Annotated in this window: 25 protein-coding genes; 9 read left to right on the top strand and 16 right to left on the bottom strand. The window is 59.5% G+C overall.

What is annotated here, in order from left to right:
- Positions 1-91: 91 nt before the first annotated feature.
- A complete protein-coding gene (locus tag QOV41_RS05365) occupies positions 92-1,009 on the bottom strand; it encodes a diacylglycerol/lipid kinase family protein (protein ID WP_284580026.1) in 918 nt (305 codons plus the stop codon).
- Positions 1,010-1,218: 209 nt separating this feature from the next.
- Positions 1,219-1,911: a Crp/Fnr family transcriptional regulator gene (locus QOV41_RS05360; protein ID WP_284580024.1), complete on the bottom strand. Its 693-nt coding sequence runs from the start codon at positions 1,909-1,911 to the stop codon at positions 1,219-1,221.
- A gap of 192 nt (positions 1,912-2,103) precedes the next feature.
- Between QOV41_RS05360 and QOV41_RS05355 the strand changes: the two genes are divergently transcribed.
- Entirely contained in the window at positions 2,104-2,475 is a 372-nt protein-coding gene (locus QOV41_RS05355) for a response regulator (protein ID WP_284580022.1), read from the top strand.
- Here QOV41_RS05355 and QOV41_RS05350 read toward each other — a convergent pair.
- Together QOV41_RS05350 and QOV41_RS05345 are read right to left on the bottom strand one after the other, a co-directional pair.
- Positions 2,463-3,017 carry an RNA polymerase sigma factor gene (locus tag QOV41_RS05350; protein ID WP_284580020.1) on the bottom strand — a complete coding sequence of 185 codons (555 nt, stop codon included), beginning with the start codon at positions 3,015-3,017 and terminating at the stop codon, positions 2,463-2,465. The two genes, QOV41_RS05355 and QOV41_RS05350, sit on opposite strands and share 13 nt — an antisense overlap.
- 4 nt (positions 3,018-3,021) lie before the next feature.
- A complete protein-coding gene (locus tag QOV41_RS05345; RefSeq protein WP_415926746.1) occupies positions 3,022-3,243 on the bottom strand; it encodes a NepR family anti-sigma factor in 222 nt (73 codons plus the stop codon).
- Positions 3,244-3,399: 156 nt separating this feature from the next.
- On the opposite strand from QOV41_RS05345, the gene QOV41_RS05340 reads away from it, so the two are divergent.
- From QOV41_RS05340 to QOV41_RS05330, 3 genes are all read left to right on the top strand, one after another.
- Positions 3,400-4,194 carry a response regulator gene (locus tag QOV41_RS05340; RefSeq protein WP_284580018.1) on the top strand — a complete coding sequence of 265 codons (795 nt, stop codon included), beginning with the start codon at positions 3,400-3,402 and terminating at the stop codon, positions 4,192-4,194.
- Positions 4,195-4,309: 115 nt separating this feature from the next.
- Complete coding sequence (locus tag QOV41_RS05335; RefSeq protein ID WP_284581188.1) at positions 4,310-4,477, top strand: DUF1328 domain-containing protein; 168 nt, start codon at positions 4,310-4,312, stop codon at positions 4,475-4,477.
- Between the two features lie 123 nt (positions 4,478-4,600).
- A complete protein-coding gene (locus QOV41_RS05330; protein WP_284580017.1) occupies positions 4,601-5,542 on the top strand; it encodes a sensor histidine kinase in 942 nt (313 codons plus the stop codon).
- On the opposite strand, the gene QOV41_RS05325 is transcribed toward QOV41_RS05330, so the two are convergent.
- Positions 5,527-6,291, bottom strand: coding sequence for a YdcF family protein (locus QOV41_RS05325; protein WP_284581186.1), 765 nt, complete (start codon positions 6,289-6,291; stop codon positions 5,527-5,529). The genes QOV41_RS05330 and QOV41_RS05325 overlap by 16 nt on opposite strands.
- Positions 6,292-6,508: 217 nt before the next feature.
- Here QOV41_RS05325 and QOV41_RS05320 point away from each other — a divergent pair, with 217 nt between their 5' ends.
- The 5 genes from QOV41_RS05320 to QOV41_RS05300 all read left to right on the top strand — a co-directional run bounded on the left by QOV41_RS05320 (position 6,509) and on the right by QOV41_RS05300 (position 10,946).
- Positions 6,509-7,303 carry an ABC transporter ATP-binding protein gene (locus QOV41_RS05320; protein ID WP_284580016.1) on the top strand — a complete coding sequence of 265 codons (795 nt, stop codon included), beginning with the start codon at positions 6,509-6,511 and terminating at the stop codon, positions 7,301-7,303.
- 48 nt (positions 7,304-7,351) lie between these two features.
- Positions 7,352-8,104, top strand: a complete 753-nt coding sequence (locus tag QOV41_RS05315; protein ID WP_284580015.1) for a transporter substrate-binding domain-containing protein — start codon at positions 7,352-7,354, stop codon at positions 8,102-8,104.
- 147 nt (positions 8,105-8,251) lie between these two features.
- Positions 8,252-9,061, top strand: coding sequence for an ABC transporter permease subunit (locus QOV41_RS05310; protein ID WP_284580013.1), 810 nt, complete (start codon positions 8,252-8,254; stop codon positions 9,059-9,061).
- Complete coding sequence (locus QOV41_RS05305) at positions 9,061-9,795, top strand: ABC transporter permease (protein WP_284580011.1); 735 nt, start codon at positions 9,061-9,063, stop codon at positions 9,793-9,795. Before QOV41_RS05310 ends, QOV41_RS05305 begins: the two co-directional genes overlap by 1 nt.
- A gap of 8 nt (positions 9,796-9,803) precedes the next feature.
- Positions 9,804-10,946: a succinylglutamate desuccinylase/aspartoacylase family protein gene (locus QOV41_RS05300; protein WP_284580010.1), complete on the top strand. Its 1,143-nt coding sequence runs from the start codon at positions 9,804-9,806 to the stop codon at positions 10,944-10,946.
- A gap of 24 nt (positions 10,947-10,970) precedes the next feature.
- On the opposite strand, the gene QOV41_RS05295 is transcribed toward QOV41_RS05300, so the two are convergent.
- From QOV41_RS05295 to QOV41_RS05245, 11 genes are all read right to left on the bottom strand, one after another.
- Positions 10,971-11,483 (bottom strand): response regulator, encoded by a 513-nt coding sequence (locus QOV41_RS05295; protein WP_284580009.1) that lies wholly within the window; start codon positions 11,481-11,483, stop codon positions 10,971-10,973.
- 96 nt (positions 11,484-11,579) lie between these two features.
- Entirely contained in the window at positions 11,580-12,806 is a 1,227-nt protein-coding gene (uxuA, locus tag QOV41_RS05290) for a mannonate dehydratase (RefSeq protein ID WP_284580007.1), read from the bottom strand.
- A 53-nt stretch (positions 12,807-12,859) separates the two neighbouring features.
- The gene (locus QOV41_RS05285; RefSeq protein ID WP_284580006.1) at positions 12,860-13,207 is read right to left on the bottom strand and encodes a DUF4326 domain-containing protein; all 348 of its coding nucleotides are present in this window, start codon (positions 13,205-13,207) and stop codon (positions 12,860-12,862) included.
- Positions 13,207-13,818 carry a trimeric intracellular cation channel family protein gene (locus QOV41_RS05280; protein ID WP_284580005.1) on the bottom strand — a complete coding sequence of 204 codons (612 nt, stop codon included), beginning with the start codon at positions 13,816-13,818 and terminating at the stop codon, positions 13,207-13,209. Before QOV41_RS05280 ends, QOV41_RS05285 begins: the two co-directional genes overlap by 1 nt.
- A gap of 89 nt (positions 13,819-13,907) precedes the next feature.
- Complete coding sequence (locus QOV41_RS05275) at positions 13,908-14,243, bottom strand: cupin domain-containing protein (protein WP_284580004.1); 336 nt, start codon at positions 14,241-14,243, stop codon at positions 13,908-13,910.
- A gap of 4 nt (positions 14,244-14,247) precedes the next feature.
- Positions 14,248-15,009: a 2-dehydro-3-deoxy-D-gluconate 5-dehydrogenase KduD gene (kduD, locus tag QOV41_RS05270; protein WP_415926745.1), complete on the bottom strand. Its 762-nt coding sequence runs from the start codon at positions 15,007-15,009 to the stop codon at positions 14,248-14,250.
- Entirely contained in the window at positions 15,009-15,851 is an 843-nt protein-coding gene (gene kduI, locus QOV41_RS05265; RefSeq protein ID WP_284580002.1) for a 5-dehydro-4-deoxy-D-glucuronate isomerase, read from the bottom strand. Before kduI ends, kduD begins: the two co-directional genes overlap by 1 nt.
- A gap of 50 nt (positions 15,852-15,901) precedes the next feature.
- A complete protein-coding gene (locus tag QOV41_RS05260; protein ID WP_284580000.1) occupies positions 15,902-16,630 on the bottom strand; it encodes a FadR/GntR family transcriptional regulator in 729 nt (242 codons plus the stop codon).
- A 3-nt stretch (positions 16,631-16,633) separates the two neighbouring features.
- Positions 16,634-17,917 (bottom strand): TRAP transporter large permease, encoded by a 1,284-nt coding sequence (locus tag QOV41_RS05255; protein WP_284579999.1) that lies wholly within the window; start codon positions 17,915-17,917, stop codon positions 16,634-16,636.
- A 5-nt stretch (positions 17,918-17,922) separates the two neighbouring features.
- A complete protein-coding gene (locus tag QOV41_RS05250) occupies positions 17,923-18,450 on the bottom strand; it encodes a TRAP transporter small permease (RefSeq protein ID WP_284579997.1) in 528 nt (175 codons plus the stop codon).
- A 56-nt stretch (positions 18,451-18,506) separates the two neighbouring features.
- Positions 18,507-19,487 (bottom strand): TRAP transporter substrate-binding protein, encoded by a 981-nt coding sequence (locus tag QOV41_RS05245; RefSeq protein ID WP_284579996.1) that lies wholly within the window; start codon positions 19,485-19,487, stop codon positions 18,507-18,509.
- Positions 19,488-19,493 lie beyond the last annotated feature (6 nt).

Raw genomic sequence — 19,493 nt, 5'->3', positions numbered from 1 at the left:
GACGCGAAAAAGCTCAGGATCATCCTGCTGTTGCTATCCTCAAGGGCAGGTAACCCATGCCGACGCTGTTGAGTTCCTAACGTTGCGACATTCACGAGGTTCGTTCCATGTCGGCAACGGGCAGCAGCACGTTAAGCGCGCCAGGGTGAATTTGAAACCTGATCTCAGGTTCAAGCCGGATCAGTTCACCATCAATGACGGCCTTAGCCCCTCGCTTGCTTCTGGGAAAACGTAGGACGAGATCTGGTGTTTCCCGCTCCTGAACTGCCGGGCTACCCCGCCACGTTCCCCTGAACACATCCACAATCAACCGCGCGAGTGCTGCCGAGGAGATCGGGTCGGCCAGATACAGGCCGAGTACTCCCCCGTCCAAGCGGTCCGCGTGCGGGATGTGCCCGTCTCCCAAGGGATTGTTGGACACCGATACTCCGGTGACTCGACGCGGCTGTGTCCTACGAGCCGTTACAATCTCGACCACGAAGTTCGGCGGGCTCGCCACCGCTGCAAGCACCGCGCGAGAGCTCGCGAAGAGTTTGCCAAGCCGACTACGGTAGTTCATCCCGTTGCGTATGCTTACCAGTCGAGCATGTATGCCGACGCTGCACTGATGAACGAAGGGACGGTTATTCGCAGTAGCGATGTCTACCTTGGCTAAAGATGCGTCAGCTAGACTCTCTAGCGCCTCATCCAACGTCAGGGGCATTTTCAATGTGCGCGCGAAGAGATTCATAGTGCCGGCGGGCAGAACGCCCAAGGCAACGCCGGTCTCAAAAGCGATCGTCGCTGCGGTGGAAATCGTACCATCCCCCCCCGCCGCAATGATCGCATCCACCCCCTGGGTTGCGGCCGCCTCACGCAGTGCGGCCTCAACGCCTGCCCCGCCAATGATGCGGCAATCGATTGAATGACCCCGCTTTCTAAAGACTCGCTTTGTTTGGGTGCAGAACGCCTCGAGATCCATTGTGCGTAACGTTCCGCTGTCACGATTCAGTACGGCGATCACGTACACATGAATCTCCTGATTGCCTCGGTCTATTGCTCTGGATCGGGTGTGCCCTTAGCCATTCACAACTAGCCAAAGATGCCTTTGCACCCAGGCTCGGTCGCGACCGGCTGCGTGAGCAAATAAACCAAACCCGGCAACTCCCGGTTCCTTCTCAGCCGCGCCGAACTGGAGTCTTCCACCACAACGCTTAACCTCTATCGAACGTCAGCCCATCATATCAAAGGTCGGCGGCGTTCCTCGGGTCCATCCCATTCGGCCAGTTGCATAAGGCCTTCCGGGTCACGCACCTCACAGGACCGATCCAACCACCGGATTAGGCCGCGTTCGGCCAGCTTACGGAGAGTCTTGTTGGTGTGAACGATCGAGAGTCCTAGCGTGTCGGCAACATGGACCTGAGTGAGGGGGATGTGAAGGTTTTGCCCCGCGGCTAAACCAACCGCCGTAGCCCGGTGATAGAGGAAGGCTAGCAGATAGGCTGCGCGTGTTAGCGCACTCCGCCGTCCGAGGCTTAGAAGGTGTTCATCGAGCATGCGTTCTTCACTAGCCGCCAACCAAGTCACGTCGAAGCTCAGTCCGGGATAGTTCTGGAACAACTCTGGCAGTCGGTCCCGCCGAAATACGCAGAGCACCAAAGGCGACAGCGCCTCTACCGAATGCTGCATCTCGCCAGAAAGAACCGCCTGCAGTCCTACGAGGTCGCCGGGCAGGAGGTAGTTCAGAATCTGCCGTCGGCCGTCGGCCAAGGTTTTGTATCGGAAGGCCCAGCCGGAGAGAACTGTGTATAGGTGGGCGCTATGCGCGCCCTCGGACATTAGGGTTTCCCCCGGCTGAGCTACACGCTCACCGGTCTTGAAGCTCGAGACAAATCGCAGCTCTTCGCCCGTAAATTCTCGGAAGCTCGGCATAAGATGAAGAGGGCAGCGGTTACAGGGCACCCGACTGCTCGGCTTGGGAAGCACAACGTTCAATTCACACCATCTAGCTGACCGACTCTTATCGGCATCGCCACGCCACTTTCCTGCGGTGGTCTATAACAAAGTTAAATGACGCGGTCCGCACTCTTCTTGATGAAGGTTTCCCAACCTGCGGAATCCTTCATGCTCCATGGCCATACCGCCCTCATTCTCGAGGACGAGTTTCTCATTGCTCTTGATCTTCAGCGTGTGCTGGAGTCGCTTGGCGTCAAGCAGACGCTGCTGGCCCGAAATGCCGACGAGGCAAAATTGGTCTCAGCCGATGGCAACAGCTTTCGACTTGCGCTCATTGAACTGGGGCTGAACCGAGATGGCGCAAGCACGTACGCCCGACACCTACGGAACAGCGGAGTGGCGGTGGTGATCACCACCGCCGACATTGCCCTGCAGAACGGTGTACCAGAGCTTCCTGGCCTTCCCGTTCTCGTCAAGCCGCTATCGGAGGCCGAACTGTCGGCCGCCATAGAACAGGTTCTTGCAGCTCAGAACGAGTGATTGTGCGTGGTCACCTGCGCGGCAACGGCATCAGGACCGTAGTCCGCCTCTCCGCTAATCTTGAGGATGTCTTGTAAACGAGTGCGCGCCCGGCTCACCCGGCTCTTCATCGTACCAACAGCACAATCGCAAATCTCAGCTGCCTCTTCATAGGAAAAGCCGGACGCGCCAATGAGAATGACAGCTTCGCGCTGATCATCGGGCAATTGCGACAAGGCCTTTTTGAAGTCCTGCATGTCCATCGAGCCGTACTGGGCAGGATGTACAGACAGCCGCTCGGTGAACGCGCCATCGCTGTCCTGCACTTCGCGGCCACGCTTGCGCATCTGGCTATAGAACTCATTGCGCAGGATGGTGAAAAGCCAAGCCTTGATGTTGGTGCCCATCTCAAAGCTGGACTGCTTGGCCCAGGCTTTCATGACGGTATCCTGAACAAGGTCGTCCGCCTTGTCGTGTTTACCGGTCAGCGACACGGCAAACGCGCGCAAGCTGGGCAGGGTCGCAAGCATTTCGCGCTTAAACGAAGTTGTTTCGGCCTGCATGCCGTCACTCCCCATCGCGAGCGGATTTCTTGCTCTGCTGCGCGCTCTCGGCGCTATCGAGCTTCTCGAGTAAATCAAGCAACTGCCCGGGTACGCCTTCGTCCTGAACAGCGCCATACAGCGCACGCAGACGAGCCCCGATGTCCGAATTCGGACCGAGGCCGTCATCTGCCCGCCCCGTCTGCGTACGCATACGTTGCTGGGTCACCAATTTGTCCTTCATCATATTTTTATCTAGACCGCCGATTTTCACCGCCCCATACTTGAGACCAGCAATGCGCCAGTTTCAAAAAAGTTCCAAGCTCAAGGAACTTTCTGGCTTCATGTCCGTTTCAAGCTTTCGTGTTAGCATGAGCTTAAAGCGTCACTGGGAGTTTTCTACATGACATTGTCCACGCGGATCGCTCCGCACCTGCCGTACCTGCGGCGGTTTTCCCGGGCCGTTACCGGGTCCCAGACCTCCGGCGACGCCTATGTTGCCGCTACCTTGGAAGCTCTCATCGCTGATATCTCGCTGTTCCCCGAAGCCAGCACAGATCGCATCGCGCTTTATAAGCTGTTTTCAGCTCTCTTCTCGTCGTCTGCGGTAAGCGTACCTGAACCAGTCTCGACGTTCGCTTGGGAACAGCGCGCAGCAAGCAATCTCGCCAATTTGCCGGCACGACCACGGCAGGCTTTCCTTCTGGTTGCGGTGGAGGGGTTCACGCACGCCCAAGCCGCTGAGATCCTGTCTGTGTCAGATCAGGAGTTCGCGTCCTTGCTCGATCAAGCTTCGATTGAGATCTCGCGTCAGGTAGCGACCGAGATCATGATTATCGAAGATGAACCCCTAATCGCTATGGATATCGAGCAGCTCGTCGAGAGCCTCGGCCACAAAGTGGTTAGTGTCGCTCGGACCCACAAGGAGGCAGTCAGCCTCTTTGCCAAGACACAGCCGCGCATGATTCTCGCCGACATTCAGCTCGCCGACGGCAGCTCGGGCATCGACGCAGTCAACGACATTCTCAACACCCATTCGGTGCCGGTGATCTTCATCACCGCATTCCCCGAGCGGCTGCTGACCGGTGAACGTCCCGAACCCACATTCCTTGTCACTAAGCCATTCAACCCCGATATGGTGAAGGCTCTTATCAGCCAAGCTCTATTCTTCGATGAAGGCTCACGCGCGGCAGCATAGCCATCGCTTTGGCGTCGTTTGAAAAAGGCCGGGGTTTCCCCGGCCTTTTTTGCTGCTTGTAGGAACCGCCACTCTGACATCCCGTTGTCATTCCACGTAAGCGGAGTGCGGCTTGATGCTTTATTATGCTCTGGTCTTCATTGTCATTGCCATGATTGCCGGCGTTCTCGGGTTTGGCGACGTTGCCTTTGCTTCCGCAGGCGCGGCTCAGCTTATGTTCTTCCTGTTTCTGGCTTTTCTCGTCATGTCACTCGTTATCGGGTTCTTCCGACGGGCGAGATAGCGCTTCCTCGTACCGCTTCTCTTGTCGCAAGGCTTCGCCTCCGCGAAGCCGCTTTTGTTCCGGCCCCGGCCTTTGTGTGAGCATTCAACAATGTCGGCCAGTGCTCCAGATCGTCAGTTGCAGATGAGACTCAAGGTCCTGAGCACCGGACTTACCAGCCGTGGCATTTCCGTTCTGCACCAGGGGCATGACAATCGTTTCGACCTCGCAGAGGGTATCCCGCCCGGCCTGGCTCTCTCACACCTGGTAGGCCTCACCGCGGAAGAGGGGCTCGCGCCCGAATTCACCGAACTGTTCACCGCGACTGCAACGAAGTGCTTGTCCACCGGCAGCGAGCAGTCACTCTCCTTCAAGCTCATGGAAGAGGACTGTGTTCGGCATTATGACGCATGCTTTCATCCCGACGAGGATGGCGTAACCATCATAATTTCGGACGTCACCGAAGTTCGTGCTGGAGAGGCGGCTGTCACTTCGCTGTTGCGCGAAGTCAGTCACCGCTCAAAGAACCTCCTGGCGATCGTGCAGTCCGTCGCCATGCAGACAGCACATCACAGCGGTGGCGTGCAGGACTTTCTCGACAAGTTTCGTGGTCGTTTGCACGCCCTGTCGAGCACCCAGGACTTGGTGACCGAAAACGATTGGCGGGGCACCAAGCTCCGCGCCTTGATCCAGTCGCAGCTTTCTCGGGTGGGCGCAGCAAAAGCGGCTATTCAAGTTGTCGGGGAGGATCCGCTACTCGGACCCAACGCTGCCTTGCACGTTGGTCTTGCCATTCATGAACTTGCGGCCAATGCTGCCTTTCATGGGGCACTTTCGGAAGGACGTGCAGGCACCATCCGCATTGCAACGCAAACAATATGTCTTCCCGACCAGCTGGCCCACATCGTTATCGATTGGCAGGAAACCAGCTCGGGCAAAGAGAAGACCGTCTCCACGCCACACTTTGGCACGCTTGTGTTGGAGCGGATCGTGCCGCTGTCGGTTGGCGGCAAGGCCAGCTATAGCGTAAGCGCTGACGCAATCACCTACAGCCTCATGGTGCCCGCGGATCATTTGGACGCCTGAGATGGGACTAGATCATCGATGCGGCCGGTCCAGTAATAGGCCAGGAGCCCAATCCATTCCCGGATCGCCACGCCCGTTGTTGTGATGTTCAGCGCAGGATTGGCCAGGTCGAAGCCGACACCCTCAGTTCCGGCGCTGCGATAGTCGACTGGCCAGGCGATCACATCCAGTCCCTGCTTGCGGAACAACCCCACCGATCGCGGCATGTGGAATGCGGAAGTAACGAGCACCGTTTCGCCCGCTCCCCTCCCCAGCAGTTCAGCAGTAAGGGCGGCGTTTTCTGCGGTATTCCGCGACGCCCCCTCAAGCACCAGCCGATCCTCCGCTATCCCCAAGCCGGTAAAAAACCGGCGGGCGGTCTCCGCCTCCGGCTCGCCACCTGCGATAAGCAGGCCAACACCACCACTCAGCACAATCTGCGCCTCTGGGAAGAGTTGTGCCAGCCGGAGTGTTTCGGCGAGACGGTCACCGGCCTCGGTAAGTTCTGCCACGTTGCGAGCAGCACTGACCCGTCCTGCTGTGGCACCACCGAGCATGACGATAGTCTCGACGTTGCGGGGCATTTCAATGAGCCGAGTGAACCGCTGCTCCAAAGGACCAATTAGGTTGAAGCCGAGGGTTGTGAATGCGCTAAGACCTAGGACGATCAAAGCCAGAGCGCCGAGCATCAAACCGAGCACCTGACGCCGGAGGAGCCCAGCGACCCACGCGGCCAGGCCGAGCAGGAAGACTAGACTCAAGGGCTGCACCAGTGTCCAGAATATCTTTGAAGCGATAAAGAACATGGCGGGTCCGAGGGATGAAGGTGGCACCAGCCGATACAGCACCTCACAAAGGCTCGCTAGCATGCATTTCCGCTTGCTATCTGGACCGCTTTTGCTTTTCTAGGCAGCGGTCAAGATTGCCAGCCTCATAAAAAGGCAATCACCGGTCAGGAAGGCGTCCGCCGCGGCGGACTAGTATGGTATGGCGCAAGCGGCCGCTGCTGCGGAGAAACGTCCGGTTGTGGAGATCCGCAACCTCCACAAGTCTTTTGGCGCGCTGGAAGTGCTAAAAGGCATTTCCTTCTGCGCGTTCGAAGGCGAGGTCATCTCTCTCATCGGATCCTCCGGTTCCGGCAAATCCACTTTGCTGCGCTGTATCAACATGCTGGAAGTACCCGATGGGGGCAGCGTCTTGATCGATGGCGAAGAAATCAAGCTGTGGGGGGCAACGCCGCACCGGCAAATCGCCGACGAGAACCAGATCCGACGCATCCGCTCCGAGCTAGGCATGGTCTTCCAGAGCTTCAATCTATGGGCTCATATGACGATCCTGCAGAACGTGATGGAAGCGCCGCTTGTCGTTCAGAAACGTGATCGCGCTGAAGTTGAGGAGGAAGCACTCGAGATGCTGGGCAAGGTTGGCATCCGGGACAAAGCAGACAGCTATCCCAGCCAGCTCTCGGGTGGCCAGCAGCAGCGCGCGGCCATTGCGCGTGCACTTTGCATCAATCCGCGCCTGATGTTGTTCGATGAACCAACCTCGGCTCTGGATCCCGAACTCGAGGTCGAGGTTCTCCGCGTGATCAAGATATTGGCGGACGAGGGTCGTACCATGGTGCTGGTCACGCACGACATGGAGTTCGCCCGCTCGGTCTCGGATCGGGTCATCTTTCTCCATCAAGGACTGGTAGAGGAAGAAGGCACACCCGAAACGGTCTTCAACAGCACCAAATCGGAGCGCCTCAAGCAATTCCTGAACGCCGGCGCTCACCATTAGGCCGGCGCACACTTAAAAGAACAAGACCATCAAACAAGGAGACGACAGATGAAGAAGCTCATACTCACCGCCGCGGCTGTTCTGGCCCTCGGTTCTGCCGTACAGGCGCAGGAGACCGTCCGCATCGCTACCGAAGGCGCTTATGCGCCGTGGAATTTCCTCGACGACAGCGGCAATCCCGCTGGCTATGAAATCGAGCTTGGTAATGCCGTATGCGAGCACGCCGGCCTGACATGTGAGTGGATCCTGAACGACTGGGACTCCATTATTCCGAACCTTTTGGCTGGCAACTACGACCTGATCATGGCCGGCATGTCGATCACCGATGAGCGTCGTGAGACCATCGACTTCACCCAGAACTACTTCCCGCCCGATCCTTCCCGCTATGTCGCTGCGGGTGGTGCCAATGTCGATCCCTCCTCTCTTTCCGGCGCCCGCGTGGGTGTTCAGGGCGGCACGATCCAGGCAGCTTACGCGGAAGAGAACCTGGGGGACGACAATACGGTTGTGACTTTCACCACTGCTGACCAGGCGATGGCTGATCTTGCCGCCGGCAATCTGGACACCATCCTCGCTGATGGTGCCTATCTGGAACCGGTCGTTGCTGCGTCCAGCGGTTCGCTCGAATTCGTTGGCGAAGACGTCATGATCGGCGAGGGCGTGGGTGCCGGCCTCCGCCAGGAAGATGCCGAGCTCAAGGCGACCGTTGATGAGGCGCTGAGCGCACTCAAGGCCGATGGCACAGTCGATGAACTCATCGCCAAGTGGTTCGAAGGTCGCGGCCCCTACTTCACTGAGTAAGTCCATCCCTGCCCTCACCCGTTTACCGGGTGGGGGCGTTGCTTTGCGCAACCGGCGCTTATTGCCCTCGCGATCAATCGGCGGGGCACCTAGGAACCGCCGTAGAGTGTCACCTCCTCCGACGTCTCGCCCCTGCGGTTCGGCTCAATGATCGAAGACCTCACCTTCTGGCTCGGCTACATCACCAATGGTAAGCATCTTACCTGGTATGCAAGCTTTCAGTTCACCATCTTCGCCGCCGTAGTCGGCGGGGTGCTGGCGGTCGTGTTCGGCTTGCTCGGCGCAACGCTCAAGAACTCGCGGTTCCTTCCCCTTCGGCTTGTCGGCACCTTCTATTCGTCGATTGTCCGCGGCGTTCCCGACGTGCTGTTCTTCCTGTTCTTTCCTCTTGCCTTCGAGCAGGCAGTCGAATGGCTGGCAGCAACGCAGATCTGCTCGCCCGAGGCGCTGGCGGCGCAAACTGCCAATTGGCCACCTTGCCGGGAAGCGAATTGGCTGCTGGGCACCACCGAATATCTAATGCTGGCTTCGGTATCGCTTGGCCTTGTCTATGGAGCCTTCGCGACCAACGTCATTCACGGGGCGATGCGGGCCGTACCGCACGGGCAACTCGAGGCGGCACGCGCTTACGGCATGAGCGCCGCGCAGGTGCTGTGGCGCGTTCATATCCGACAGATGTGGGTCTATGCCCTTCCAGGGCTCTCCAATGTGTGGATGCTGGTCGTCAAGGCGACATCCCTGCTCTCGCTGCTGCAGATTGCCGACATCGTGCTCTGGGCCGACCGCTTAGGCGCACCCAACTTCCTGCCCACGGTTGGCCTCGTGCACGGCGACTGGCGTTGGCGCTATTATCTCGTGCTTTTCGTCTTCTACATCCTCGTCACGCTCCTCTCCGAGAAGGCCTTCAACGCCATCATCCGCCGAGCCGGACGTGGCATTCTGAGCGAGGCGCAGTGATGGAGCGCTTTCTTCAGGAGCTGGCGATCTTCGCCCCGGCCGTAGTGTTCAACATCTACTTCGCCGCGGCCTCGATCCCGATCGGCTTTGTACTCGCGATCTTCCTCGCGCTCGGCAAAGCCTCCAAGAACCCGCTGATTTCGGCGCCCAGCCGCATCTACGTCTATGCCTTCCGTGGCTCGCCGCTCTTCATTCAGTTCTTCATGTTCTATTCGCTGGCGCTATCGCTGAACCTGACAGTGTGGCGACCGCTCGGCCTCTCGGCCTACGTGCTCCATCCCCTCTTCATGGGCCCGCTGGTGCTCGTTCTCAATACGGCGGCATACACGGCTGAGATCTTCTATGGCGCACTGCGGGCGGTGCCGCGCGGCGAGGTGGAGGCAGCGCGGGCTTACGGCATGTCTCGCGCGCAACAATTCCGGCGCGTTGTCTGGCCAAACCTCATCCGCCTTGCATGGCCGGCCTATACCAATGAGGTGGTCTTCCTGTTCCACGCGACGGCCGTGGTTTACCTGGCCTTGCCCGTGGTTGGACGCCAGCTCGATCTCATGGCGACCGCCAAGGAGCTCTTCGAGCGCGATTTCAACGCTTTCCTCCATTTCCCGGTAGCCGCGCTCTACTTCCTGGCCGTCTCGCTCCTCGTCTTCTTTGTCTTTGGCTTGGTGTACCAGCGTCTGACGCGGCACATGCCAGGCCGGGCGCGCCTCCGCTACGCACCCAAATGGATTCGCTGAGTATCTGAATGACCTTCCAACTCCACAGCAAGACGCTGGCCGGTGATGCGCCAGGCAGTTCGACCGATCTCTTTTGGTACACAGCCGGCCCAGAGGACGCGCCGGTAAAGGTGCATATGCAGGCGGCGCTCCACGCCGACGAGCAGCCAGGGACAATGGCCCTGCACCACCTCCTGCCAATGCTGCGCGACTTCGAAGAGGCTGGGAAGTCGAACGCCCGCTTCACGGTCTTCCCATCAGTCAATCCCCTTGGCCTGGCCAACCGATCGCTGCGCCACCACATCGGCCGCTATGACGTCGAAACCGGCATCAACTACAACCGCCGCTGGCCGGACCTTTACGATGCTGTGGCGGAGAGCATCGCCGACCAGTTGATAGATGACGTAACCTCGAACCTCGCCACCATTCGTGCTGCAATCGGGCAGTGGATCGATGCCCAGCAGCCCAATTCTGCGCTGCAGGAACTGAGGCTGTTCGTCCTCAGGTCCGCAGCAGTATCGGACATCGTGCTCGATCTTCATTGCGACGACGAGAGCCTCAAGCACATCTTCACCTCGCCCGAACTTATGCCGGGGCTGCAGGACCTCGCCGACTGGATGGGCGTAGCGGCAACCCTGACCGCCGAGGACAGCGGGGGTGGCTCGTTCGATGAAGTCTTGCCGAGTCTTTTCCGCAAGGTGAGGCAAGCCCATCCTGACCGTCCGCTGCCGCCGAGCCCCGAAACCGCAACGCTGGAATATCGTGGGCGTGCCGATAGTTTCGACACGCTCGGTCGTGAAGACGCCGCGGCTCTCGTGGGTTTTTTTGTAGGACGCGGCCTCATCGCTACCGACCCCCGACCAAAGCCGAAACCCGCTCCGGCGCCAAACTCACTTGAAGCTACTGAAGTCTTGCGCGTCGACCGCCCAGGGCTACTCGCCTATCGCGTTGAACTAGGCGAGCGCGTATCCAAGGGGCAACCCGTAGCCGATCTCATTGCCATGGATGGTCCGCAAGCATTCATCGAACGGCACCCGATCCTTGCCGGAACCGATGGATTCATCCTGTCGCGGGCAACGGCCAAGTTCGTGAAGCGCGGCACTGGGATCGCCAAGATCGTGGGAACTGAAGTTCTGCCCTCTAGGGCCGGAGCCTATCTTCTCGAAGACTAATCCGGATACCTGCTCCAACGCCGCCTAGGCGTTTACTGCCCTAGCTATGCTGGAGCACTGGGCTGCATGAGCCTCCAGCATAGCCGCTTTGACTTTGGCGGGATCAAGCGGTTTGAGGACAATCCCCTCTGCACCCGCAGCCATTGCCCTCCGGCGTTCGGAAAGGACGGACGTCATGAACACGGGAATGCCGGCTGTCACCGGATCCGCCTTAAGCGCTGCCAAAACATCCCACCCGTCGAAGTCGGGCATCAGGATATCGAGGAATATCGCCACGGGCTGAACCGTCCGGGCAATCTGCATGGCGGATCGCGGTGCATCCGTGCAGATTGGCAGGTAATCTTCTCCGGAAAAAAGCCGCTCGGCAATTTCCAGAAACTGCCGGTCGTCATCCACGATCAGCAGCCGGGGCCGCGTCCCTCCGGAATCTGCACCGGGATTGCCTTGCACCGTCGTTTCCGAGGTGGCGTGCTCTCGTTTTTGACCGCTGTCGACCAGTTGGCCTACGATATGCCGGAATGTCGCCAAAGGTCTCAAGGTGCCGCCTCGCGCTGGTATGCGAAGCGGCCACCCTTGCCCCCTACTCTTTTAGAAGTCGTGAAATACGGCCTTCAAGGTGGAGCCAATCCCCAGCTATCGAGCTAGCGCCGCAAGACCCAGTTCGGCATGCTCAAAAGCTGTCATCACACCGCGCAATTCGGCGAGGCCCTTCATGCGCCCGATGGTTGGATAACCTGGCTGCGAGCGCCGGTTGAGATCATCGAGAATGTCTTGCCCGTGGTCGGGACGCATAGGGATCGTGTGGTCGGCGCGACCGGCGTCGCGGCGCCGCCGCTCCTCGCGCACAATGGCGGCGATCAGCTTCACCATGTCCACATCACCGCCGAGATGCTCGCTCTCATAGAAGGAGCCCACTACGTCGGCCGTATCGCGCTTCACATTGCGCAAGTGTAGGAAATGCACTCGATCTCCCAGCCGCTCCATCATGCCAGGCAAATCATTGTCCGGCCGCGCGCCAAGGGAACCTGAGCACAGCGTCATGCCGTTGGCTGGGCTATCGACTGCGCCCAGAATATACCGATAGTCCTCCTCCGTGGACATCACGCGGGGCAATCCCAGAAGAGCGAACGGCGGATCATCGGGATGGCAGCAAAGCCGCAGGCCGAGATCCTCAGCGGTCGGCATCACCGCCTCGAGAAAATCGACAAAGTTCGCCCGCAGCCGCTCGCGGCTGATTGCGCCATACTCCGCGAGATGGGCGCGAACATCTTCAAGGGTCATGGACTCGGTCGATCCCGGCAGGCCCATGGTTACGTTCCGGGCCAGTTGCTTCTTAGTAGCATCGTCCATACCTGCAAACCGCTCGGCAGCGGCATCTGCGATGGCATTGGTATAGTCGGCGCCAGCGCCAGGTCGCTCCAGTACGTGGATGTCGAAGGCTGCGAAGTCCGCAATATCGAAGCGCATGCAGGAGGCGCCGTTGCCCACTGTCCAGCGCAGATCCGTCCGCGTCCAGTCCAGCACCGGCATGAAGTTGTAGCAGATAACCTCCATACCGCTGTCGGCGAGGTTCTTCATCGAGACTTTGTAGTTCTCGATATGCTGGCGCCAGTCGTTCTTCTGCTTCTTGATGTCCTCGCTGACCGGCAGGCTTTCCACCACATCCCAGGTAAGACCGGAGGGTGAACCGTCCTTGCGCGTCTGGATCTCCTGGTGCCGTTTGGCGATCTCCTCGGGAGACCAGACGACGCCATTGGCAATGTGGTGAAGGGCGCTGACCACACCCTGTGCCCCAACTTGCGTGATGTCATCGATGCTGGTCAGGTCATGTGGGCCGAACCACCGCCAAGTCTGTCGCACTATAGTCTCCCATTCGTTTGTTTCGGCACGGGCCAAAGTTGCCGCGCATGATGTTAGTCGTTGGCCAGTTCGAGTAACGTCTCGACGTGGCAAGGCGTACCTTGAGGGCACCAGCAGGCAAGGTTCTTGCCACCGAGATCCGCCTTTATCTTCTCTCGACTGGGCGGAGCCAGTTCGGTCATCAGCGTTCCCGTGATCCAGCTTCTGTGCCGCGCCACGGCCTGCGCTTGAGCCTCCGCCCTGTTGACGCTCAGTTCGGCGGCGACTGCATCGATCGAGAAGGGGTTGCCCCAGGGGCCGGGACGCGCCACCGACTGCGCCGGCAGTCCGTTCAAGCCCCGTGACATCGCCTGCAGGTCAAAACCGGAACGTCGCGAGAGAACTATGCGCTGAGGCCGCATCACAGATCCTTCTCATAGACGAACTTGGGCATCTGCCATTTCTTGACGAGTGCTAGCACGCGCAGGGGGAAACCCACGGCAATAGCAACCGGAATGACGAGGTCAGGATGAAACCCTGCAGTAAGCCCAAAGAAGTAGATTACGGCAGTGACGATTGACACCGTGGCGTAGAGTTCCCCACGGAACACCAGTGGAATGTCGTTGCACAGCACATCCCGCAAGATACCCCCCACGATGCCGGTGACCATGCCTGAAACAATCACGATCAGTGGATGGGCGCCGATCTCGATGGCCACATTGCAGCCGATAATCGTGAAGACGACCAGACCAAGGGCGTCGAGCAGGAGGAACAGCCAGCGCAGATGATAGGCAACGCGGGCAATGGCGATGGTGAAGAGCGCCGCTCCACACACCAGCAGAAGGATTAAGGGATTACCCACCCAGTAGAGCGGATAGTGGTCGAGAAAAATGTCTCGCGTCGTTCCACCACCTAGAGCGGTTACGCAGGCAATCAGGCACACGCCGAACCAGTCCATCTTGCGCCGACCCGCCGCCAATGCTGCTGTCATCGCTTCTGCAGTGATTGCAACGAAGAAGATCACGTTCAGCATAGCACGATCCTTATGGGAGGGATTGAGTCCCGCTCCCACCCGAGATTGGCGCATCTCGTGATCACCGCAAAGCCGCGCCCCGCTTCTTCCTAGAGAAAGTCCGCCCGATGGGGGGTGAACACGTCCACCAGACGGCCCGCCTCCAGTGCCACGACACCGTGTTCGAGGCCACTAGGTACGATAAAGCTACCACCCTTGCCGACGACCTGGGTGACGCCAGCGATGGTCACCTCAAAGCTGCCCTCGGCGACATAGCTCACCTGGATATGCGGATGGGAGTGCAGGGCACCGACGGCACCCTTTTCGAACCCGAATTCCACCTGCATGAGTTCCGGTGTGTGGATCAGCACGCGCCGCGTATTGCCCGGCCCCAGTTCGATCCACGGCGTTTCTTCAGCCTGGGCAAACAGTTTCTGTTCGGTCATGACCTCACCTTGCTAACCAGCCACCATCCACCGGGATGACAGCGCCATGCATGTAGTTGGCGGCGCGGGACAGCAGGAACACCGCCGCGTCACCGATGTCGGAAGGAACACCCCAGCGGCCTGCAGGAATGCGTCCCAGGATTGCACTGGAACGGTCGGTGTCCGCGCGTAGGGCTTCGGTATTGTTGGTTTCGATATAGCCCGGAGCGATGGCGTTGACGTTCACGCCCTTCGCCGACCACTCATTGGCCAGGAGGCGGGTGATCCCTAGGACACCGCTCTTGGAGGCGGTGTAGCTCGCGACGCGAATGCCGCCCTGAAAGCTCAACATCGACGCGATATTGACGATTTGCGCCTGCCGGCCCTCCGCCATGGTCTTCCGACCAAGCGACTGGCACAGGAAGAACATCGTTTTGAGATTGATGTCCATCACGCTATCCCAGTCGGCTTCGGTGAAGTCGACCGCATCCACCCGCTTGATAATACCGGCATTGTTGACCAGGCCATCGATCGGCCCATGCGCTGCCCAAACATCGTCGAACATCGCCTGGGCAGCGCCTGCAGAGCCGAGATCGGCAGAGATCGGCACGAAAGTGGCGCCCGCCTCCTTCATCTTTTCGGCCGTGTCTTCCATGCTGGACCGACCGACCCCGATGACGCGCCCCCCTGCCCGACCGATCGATAGCGCAATACCTTGACCGATGCCCGTATTGGCACCGGTCACCATCACGGTTTTGCCCTCGAGGCTGAAAGCCGAAAGATCCATCAGCGGAGATCTTCCATGGCCACCTTCTCGACATCGGTATAGTCGACATTGTCGCCGGCCATGGCCCAGATGAAGGTGTAGGAACCTGTGCCCGCGCCCGAGTGAATCGACCAGGGCGGGGAAAGTACCGCTTCCTCGTTGCGCACGATTAGGTGCCGGGTTTCGTCGGGCTCGCCCATAAGGTGCACCACAAAGGCATCGGGCTGCAGGTCAAAATAGAGGTAAGCCTCCATGCGGCGGTCATGATAGTGCGCTGGCATGGTGTTCCAGACCGAACCCGGAGCAAAGCTCGTCAAGCCCATCACGAGCTGGCAGGTCTTGATGCCTTTGGGGTGCACATACTGGAAGATCGAGCGTTCGTTGGCTGTTTCCTGGCTGCCCAAATCCAACCGGTTCGCATCTCCCTGGCGCACGAGAGTGGTCGGGTAGGTCGTGTGGGCCGGTGCACTGATGAGATAGAACTTGGCAGGTTTATCGGCACTATCGGACGCAAACTGCACGTCAGTTGCGCCCATGCCGACATAGAGCATGTCGCGCTGCTCGAGTTTGTGCTCAGTCCCATCCACGGTGATGGTACCTGGGCCGCCCACATTGGCAGCAATCAGTTCGCGACGCTCCAGGAAGCTCGCCGTTCCGGTTGGCTTGATGGCATCGAGCGACAGCGCACTCTCGGTCGGCACCGCCGCGCCAACGGCCATGCGGTCGTAATGAGTATAGGTCCAGTTCACGGTATCAGGCACGAACAAGGATTCGATCAGAAAGTGCTCGCGCAGCTCCTCGGTGTTCATCGTTGCCGTGGTGACCGGGTCGATGGCAAAGCGAATCTCGAAATCGGTGCTCATGCTGAAATCCTTGTTGTGTAATTGTCGTTCAGTCGGGTGGGGCAAAATGCCTATTCGTGCAGGCGAGCCCGATACCGGTCCTGGCTCAAGGACAGATGCCGCCGCATGGCCTCCCGCGCACCGCCCGCATCCTGAGCGGAAATGGCCTTGAGGATGGCCAAGTGCTCCCGCTGCAACCCCGCCTGGTACTCGTAGGTGAGGACGCTTTCGGTGCCCCAGGGGGACGCCACGTCGCAGGGAATGGTCCGGCTCCCCAATGCATCAAGAACCTCGATGTAGAAGGGATTGTTGGTCGCGGCCGCTATGGCGCGATGGAAGGCAAAATCGGTGCGCCCCGTCGGCGTGCCCAGCTTGAGGAGCCGATCGAACTCGTTAAAAGCCTCCTGGATCGCGGCTTCCTGACTGGCGCTGCGCCGCACCGCGGCCAACCCAGCAGATTCGATCTCGATCCCCATGCGGACTTCAAGAACGTTGAGTGCCACGGAGATCTTGTTGGAGCTTTCTCCGCCAATGGAGGTGAATGTCGCGGCCGCATTGGCAATGACGAATACGCCCGCCCCCTGCCGCGACTGCACCAGTCCATCCGCCGCCAAGGCGGCGATAGCCTCGCGGATCACTGTCCGGCTTACGCCAAAGATCGTGGTGAGCTGGTTTTCCGTGGGCAGCTTGGTTCCGGCACCATACTCCCCTGCGCTGATCCGCTTGCGTAGCGTACCAACCACCATATCGGCGAGCTTAGGCCGGCGCGTGGGCAGAGTAGCGGTGTCGGAAAGGCTCATCGTCTATCCCCGGAACAATGCTGGCAGCCATAGGGAGAGCGCAGGAATGTAGGTCACCAGTCCAAGCACGATGAGACCTGCGATATAGAACGGCCAGACGCTACGCATGGCCGTCCAGATCGAGATCTTGCCGACAGCCGCGGCCACGAACTGCACTGGTCCCAATGGTGGCGTATTGAGCCCGATGCCCAGGTTGAGGATCATGATGACGCCGAAATGCACAGGATCGACGCCGAAGGACGAGACCATTGGCAGGAAGATCGGCGTGGTGATGATGATCAGCGGCCCCATGTCCATGAAGGTGCCGAGCAGCAGCAGCAGGACATTGATCAGCAACAGGACCATCAGTGGATCGCTAGTCAATTGACCGACCGCCTCAGTCAGCATCGGTGCGACGCGCAGATAAGCCATCAGCCAGCCAAAGGACGCAGCTGCGCCGATGATGAACAGCACCATGGCGGTCGTCCGCACGGCCCCGTTGACGCAATGGACGAAGTTGGACCAGCTCATAGTCCGATAAACCAGAAGCGTGACGAGGAAGGCGTAGAGCACCGCGATGCACGAGCTCTCGGTGGCTGTGAAGATACCCGAACGCACGCCGCCAAAGATGATGGCGATCAGCATCAGCCCTGGAATGGACACCAGAAAATACTGGAACGCTCTGGCAAAGCCTGGGAACGGCTCCGTGGGATAGCCACGCTGGCGGGCTACGACGTATGCGGTGATCATCAGGGCCACCGCCAGCAGCAGCCCCGGGATAATGCCGGCCGTAAAGAGATCGGCGATGGAAATGCGCCCGCCGCCCGAAAGCGAATAGATGATCATGTTGTGGCTGGGCGGCAGCAACAACGCGATCAGGGCCGACATGGAGGTCACGTTGACCGCGTAATCGGCGCCGTAACCGCGCTCTTTCATTTGCGGGATCATGATGCCGCCAACGGCTGCAGCCTCGGCGACTGCCGAACCAGAAATGCCGCCGAACAACACGGAGGCAACCACGTTGACCTGCCCCAGGCCGCCGCGAACATGCCCGATGAGCGCCCCGGCAAAGGCAATGATCCGGGCAGCGATGCCGCCGCGCATCATCAGGTCACCGGCAAAGATGAAGAAGGGGATCGCCATTAGCGTGAATGCGGAGACGCCCGAATTGAGCTGCTGAAACACCACAATGGGTGGGCGACCGAGATAGACGATGGTGGCGAAGCTGGCGATCCCAAGCGAGAAAGCGATGGGGGTACCAACCACCATGAGCACGCCGAAAACGCCGAAGAGAATCCAGTATTCCATGGCGATCAGGCCTCAGTCACAGTCGGTTCAATGATATCGGCGTCTACGGGCTCCCCTGCCAACCGAAAGGTCATGCGCTCAAGCACGAACAAGCAAATGAGGACGCCTGAGACGACGATTGGAAGATAGGTGAAGGTCTGCGGCAGCCCTAATACCGGGATGCGGACGCTCAAACCGCGGAGGGCGAGTTCGCCGCCATACCAAACCATGCCAAAGCCGAAGCCGAAAATGGCAATATCGCTGATGCTGCGCAGCCACGGCTTGGCTGCAGCGGGCATAACGTAAAGCAGAACGTCGAACCCCATGTGAAACCGCTCGCGCACGCCCACAGCGGCACCCAGAAAGATGAACCAGCTCATGATCTGGATCGATCCGGCTTCCGTCCACGGAGGAGAGGCGTTCGCGATGTAGCGCATATAGACCTGATAGGCCACGATCATAGTCATGGCGACCAGACCGATACCCGACAGCCACAGCGCCACAGTGGACACAGCGCCCAGCACACGGCTTGCGGCGCGCAACCCGCTTCTCATCAGCTCACACTCCTAAGAAAGCCCGGGCCGGCTGGTTGCCGACCCGGTGTCTTGCATCAGCCTTCGGTGGCCTGGATGCGCGCGACCAGATCCTGCAGAGCCGGATCGGTGACATACTTTTCGTAGACCGGCGCCATGGCGTCGATGAACGGCTGCTTGTCGACTTCGTTGATCGTCGCACCAAGCGCCTCGACCGCTGCGCGGGATTCTTCTTCCTGTGCGGCCCAGAGCTCACGCTGGTAAGCAACGGACTCTTCAGCAGCTTCGCGGAACGCTGCCTGATCTTCAGGGCTCAGACCATCCCAGAGCACCTTGGAGACCACCAGAACTTCGGGCACCATCAGGTGCTCGTCGAGCGAGTAGTACTTGGCAACTTCGGCGTGCCCGGCAGTGTCGTAGCTCGGATAGTTGTTTTCCGCGCCATCGATAACGCCGGTCTGGATGCCTGAGTAGACTTCACCATAAGGCATCGGTGTGGCATTGCCGCCCAGCGCACCAACCATGTCCACGAAGATGTCGGACTGCATGACGCGGATCTTGAGACCCTCCATGTCGGCCGGTGTCTCGATAGGCTTCTGGCTGTTGTAAAAAGAGCGGGCACCGCCATCGTAGAAGGCAAGCGCCACGACATCCACGGCATCGAAAGCAGCCAGGATCTCTTCGCCGACCGGGCCATCAAGCACATTGTGGAAATGCTCGGTCGAGCGGAAGATGAACGGCAATTGCGTCACAGTTGCTTCAGGCACCTGGGTGCCGAATGCGCCGATGGAAATGCGGTTGAGATCGATCACGCCGAACTGGGTCTGTTCGATCGTATCGGCTTCCTGGCCCAGCTGAGCAGAGTGAAAGACTTCAACCGTATAGCGGCCGTCAGTCTTTTCCTCGAGCAGTTCGCCGAAGCGCTCCACGGCTTCAACGGTGGGGTACCCATCGGGGTGAGTATCGGACGAACGCAGCACGGTCTGGGCGCTGACGGTCGACACCATCAGAGTTGCAGCGACGAGCGAAGTCGCTGCCAATTTAGGCAGATGAAACATGGTTCC

Origin of the sequence: Devosia sp. RR2S18, assembly GCF_030177755.1 — a bacterium.
Lineage (GTDB): Bacteria > Pseudomonadota > Alphaproteobacteria > Rhizobiales > Devosiaceae > Devosia > Devosia rhizosphaerae.
This window is presented reverse-complemented; position numbering and strand designations above follow the sequence as displayed.